This window comes from Polaromonas sp. AER18D-145 (assembly GCF_002379095.1).
Classification (GTDB): Bacteria; Pseudomonadota; Gammaproteobacteria; order Burkholderiales; family Burkholderiaceae_C; genus Polaromonas.
On the sequence record NZ_NBZV01000091.1, the window covers coordinates 1 to 4549 of the forward strand.

The following is a 4549-nucleotide window of genomic DNA, read 5'->3' on the forward strand; positions in this document are numbered from 1 at the left end:
ATGGTCCGGCAAGACCCGCAACTGGTCGCCCGTTGGCCCCGTGACTCTCAACCCCGAGCGCGACTCCTTCGTCAGGGCGCATTCGGAGTGCAACGATATTCAGCAGTTGGCTGCATGAATGAGGCGACAACTACCTTGACGCGCGCCGGCTAGCAAGCAAAACATCCCCACAAGAGTGCGACTATTCATAACCTGTCCTTCATTCAGTTCTTCTCTATCGACGACATCGCAGTGTCGGGCACCGTTGTAGTCGGTGGTTGAGCGCAGGCGACTGTGCTAGCCCGGAAAATTAGACCCACGAATACGTGAAATGCCCGCATGGCAGCTCCTGTATTACTCACAAACCTACCTTTGCAATCTCGAGTGATGATAGGCGAACAAGCGCACTGGGACATCCTCTAAACAGAGGGGCTCCGGAGAGTCTTTACGATTGAAGGGCCGATCCTCGGCCAGGCGGATCAAGCTAGCGAGGTCACTGGGCGGCTTATAAGGCCTTGCCCAAACGGCCCACGCCTTCCTCAATCTTCGCGACATCGGCGGTCGCAAAGCTGAGCCGGAAGGTGCTCACATCTGGCGCATTCGCATAAAACGGCGCCCCCGGCACAAATGCCACGCCCTGCTCAATCGCCCTCTTCGCAAACTCGCCGGCGTCTTTGGTCTTGCCGCCCGCGCCCGTGAGCCGGGCCCAGAAGAACAGGCCGCCCTGCGGTTGCGTGAACTCGACCGCGTCACCGAGCTCGCGCTTGAGCGCGGCGCCCATGGCCACGGCGCGTTCGCCGTACACCTTGCGCACGCGGGCCAGGGTGGCGGGCATGCGGCCGGCTTTGAGGTACTGCGCGGCGGTGGCCTGGGCAAAAGTGCTGGTGTGTGCGTCGCTGAACTGTTTGCACATGGTGGCCTTGGCCAGCAGCTCGGCGGGGCCAACCATCCAGCCCACGCGCAGGCCGGGGCTCAGCACCTTGCTCAGGCTGCCGCAGTGGGCAATCAGCTCGCGGCTGCCGGGCACGTCTTGGCTCAGGCTCAGAATGCTGGGGGGCGGTGCATCGTTGAAGTAGAGGTCACCGTACGGGTCGTCCTCGACGATCAGGGTGTTGTACTTGACGGCCAGGGCCAGCACTTTCTTGCGGCGCTCCAGGCTCAGCATGGCGCCGCTGGGGTTGCCGAAGGTGGGAATCAAATACACAAACTTGGGCTTGTGCTCGGCCATGAGTTTTTCCAGCGCGTCGGTGTCCACGCCGTTGGCGTCCACCGGGGCGCTGACCAGGTCGGCGCCGTAGAGCCGAAAACACTGGATGGTGGCCAGGAAGGTCGGGCCTTCGACAATCACCTTGTCGCCGGGGTCGATCATGGTTTTGCCCAGCAGGTCCAGCGCCTGCTGGCTGCCGGTGGTGACGATCAGGCCGTCGGGCGCCACGCTCACGCCCTTGCTGCCCATGAAGGCGGCGAGCTGTTCGCGCAGCGGGTTGTAGCCTTCGGTGGCGCCGTATTGCAGCGCGGCGCCGGGTTCTTCGCTCAGGGCCTGGTTGACGGCTTCCTGGATGCCGGCCACGTCGAACATGGCGCTGTCGGGAAAGCCGCCGGCAAAGCTGATGATGCCGGGCTTGCCCAGCAGCTTGAACAGTTCGCGGATGGCTGAGGTTTCTACGTTGTTGAGGCGGTCGGCAAATGGCAGGGGCATGGCAGGTCTCGGGGTGGGAATGGGTTGCCTTGGATGTTAACGCCGCAAGCCTCGCATGATGGGCAGCGGCCCGTGGTTTTGGCGAGGCTGATTAAACTGCTTTTAAGGCGTATATTGACTTAACTACTTTAAGGTAGTAAATTGCAATAACTACTTTAGAGGCGTATTGTGATGTACTCTGTGGACACCCCTCAACAATTGCGCACCATCTTGCGGTCGCTGCGGCAAGCAAGCGGACTCACACAGGCCCAGCTGGGCCAGCGAATCGGCGTTACGCAAAAACGTATCGCACGTATCGAAGCCGCACCAGAGGTGACAGCGTTCGACCAGATTGCCCGCATGGTCACGGCCATGGGTTATCGCCTGGTCATTGAAGAACCACCCCGCCACCGGGTGGCAGAGCCCGGGCCAGAGACATGGTGACCTTTCGCCGCGCTCGCAGCAACCCACAGGACAGCAGGCTGGGGGTGTGGACCAATGGCGAACGCGTGGGCACCTGGTCCATCACGGGTGGCGAGCACATGTTTCAGTATGACGAGAGCTGGCCAGTCTCCCCGGCGTCGCGCCCACTCTCACTTTCATTGCCGTTCCCACCTCAAAATATCCCCCATCGCGGCGAGGTGGTCAGAACCTTCTTTGACAATTTGCTGCCCGACAGCGACGCCATACGGCGGCGCCTGCGAGACAAGTTCTCGACCGGCAGCACGGAAACGTTTGCCTTGCTGGCGGCCATAGGCCGTGATTGCGTTGGCGCCGTGCAGTTGTTGCCCCAGGGGATGAGACCGGACGACTTTGACCGCATTGATGCCCTGCCGCTGGATGAAGCAGCTGTGGAACATGCCATACAAAGCGCGTTGACCGGCGGTCGCACGCTCGGGCAACTGGAGCCGGACGACTTCCGCATTTCCATTGCCGGGGCGCAGGAAAAAACCGCGCTGCTTTGGCACAACGGGCAATGGATGCGGCCTTTGGGTGCGACACCCACCACGCATATCTTCAAGCTGCCGCTCGGGCTGGTGGGCAACATGCGGGCAGACATGAGCAGCTCGGTAGAAAACGAATGGCTCTGCGCGCAGCTCCTGGCCCGGTTGGGCCTGCCGGTGGCGGACTGCGAGATGGCTACTTTTGGTCAGCGCAAGGTGCTCGTCGTTGAGCGCTTCGACCGCGCGCTGCAATCGCCAAGAGGAGCGTCACCGTGGCTGGCCCGGTTGCCGCAGGAGGACTTCTGCCAGGCACTTGGCGTATCCGGAGAAATAAAATATGAATCTGACGGTGGCCCCGGTATTCGCGCCATTCTTCGGCAACTGGACATCAGTACGCGTGCAGACGAAGACAAACTTGTTTTTGTGAAGGCCCAGCTCGCCTTCTGGCTCATGGCTGCCACCGACGGCCACGCCAAGAACTTCTCGATCTTTCTGGAACGAGGCGGCGGCTACCGCATGACACCGCTGTATGACGTGCTGTCGGTCTGGCCCATCATCGGCAATGGCCCCAGCCAAATTAACCCACGCCGCGCCAAGCTGGCGATGGCCTTGCGTAGCAAGAACACGCACTACCACCTGCACGAGATCACCACACGCCACTGGCAAACCCTGGCGCAGCAAAGCGGCGTGCCCGATGCGTTTGACCACATGGTGGCGCTGGTGCTGCAGGTACCCGACGCGCTGGACCGCGTGGCGGCCGGGCTGCCCGATGGTTTTCCGCGGCGCGTGTTCAAGCCGATTCGGGCCGGCATGCTCGCGCAGGCGGAAAGATTCATGGCGGAGCTGCCATGACCACGCAAGGGGAAGTTGTCAGCCCTGCGACGACGGGCCAGGGTCCGCCTGCAGGTGGCTGTTGCCGCCGCCCGCCGTGGCCGCACCGCCTGACAGGGTGAAGAAAAAGCTGGCCCCGCGCCCGGGCGCCGCCTCGGCCCAGAGCCGGCCGCCATGCCGCGTAATCACGCGGCTGACGGTGACCAGGCCAATGCCCATGCCGGGAAACTCGGTGACCCCGTGCAAACGCTGGAACGGCGTGAACAGCTTGTTGACATAGGCCATGTCGAAGCCAGCGCCGTTGTCGCTGATAAAAAACACCGGCTGACCGTCCGCGTCGGATTTCTGGCCGACGCTGATTTCGGCCTGGGCTGTTTTCGAGGTGAATTTCCAGGCGTTTTCCAGCAGGTTTTCCATCACCATCCGGATGAGCCGGGCATCGCCATGGGTCTGCAGGCCAATTTCAATCTGCACCGTGACATGGCGCCCGGGCTCGCGCATCTGCCATTCGTCCAGGATTGAGCGAGCCACGGCGGACAGGTCCACCGGCTCGTTGCCCAACAAGGTGCGCGAGACCTCGGCGAGTGCGAGCAGGCCTTCGATCAGTTGCCCCATCTGCTGCGTGCCGGCCTGGATGCGCGCCAGGTAGTGCGCCCCATCCGTGTCCAGGGTGCCCGCCAGTTTCCTGGCCAGCAAATGGCTGAAGCCGTTGATGCTGTTGAGCGGCGAGCGCAGGTCATGGGAGACCGAATACGAAAAGGCCTCGAGCTCGTGGTTCGACATGCGCAGGGCCGCTTCGGTGGCCTTGATTTCGGTGATGTCCTGCAGCACGCCGAAAAGGCGCACCAGCTTGCCATCCTGCAGGATGGCCTGGCCCTGCGTTCGAACCCAGATGCGCCTGCCTTTGGCCGTGACCAGCGGAAGGTCCAGGTCCCAGGGGGTGGCGTGCCCGATGGCTGCATCTACCGCGGCCCGGATCACGGGCTGCACTTCAGGCGCATAAAAACCGAGAAGGCCCTCCAGGGTGACGCCCGCCAAAGGGTCGAGCTCATGGATACGGAAAATCTCGTCGGAGCAATAAGTCGCCATGGACTCCATCACCACCTCCCACCCGCCC

4 protein-coding genes are annotated in these 4549 nt (G+C 62.5%); 2 read left to right on the forward strand and 2 right to left on the reverse strand.

Translation table 11 applies throughout. The features are described 5' to 3' along the window. Positions 1 to 484 precede the first annotated feature (484 nt). Positions 485 to 1672: a PLP-dependent aminotransferase family protein gene (locus tag B7G52_RS22830; RefSeq protein WP_096699957.1), complete on the reverse strand. Its 1188-nt coding sequence runs from the start codon at positions 1670 to 1672 to the stop codon at positions 485 to 487. Between the two features lie 177 nt (positions 1673 to 1849). Between B7G52_RS22830 and B7G52_RS22835 the strand changes: the two genes are divergently transcribed. After that, positions 1850 to 2101, forward strand: coding sequence for a helix-turn-helix domain-containing protein (locus B7G52_RS22835; protein ID WP_096671212.1), 252 nt, complete (start codon positions 1850 to 1852; stop codon positions 2099 to 2101). After that, positions 2095 to 3453 (forward strand): type II toxin-antitoxin system HipA family toxin, encoded by a 1359-nt coding sequence (locus B7G52_RS22840; protein ID WP_096699955.1) that lies wholly within the window; start codon positions 2095 to 2097, stop codon positions 3451 to 3453. The genes B7G52_RS22835 and B7G52_RS22840 overlap by 7 nt, the downstream gene beginning before the upstream one ends. An 18-nt stretch (positions 3454 to 3471) precedes the next feature. Here B7G52_RS22840 and B7G52_RS22845 read toward each other — a convergent pair. Then, positions 3472 to 4549, reverse strand: a 1078-nt coding sequence (locus tag B7G52_RS22845; protein WP_240523593.1) for an ATP-binding protein, incomplete at its 5' end; no start/stop codon positions are given.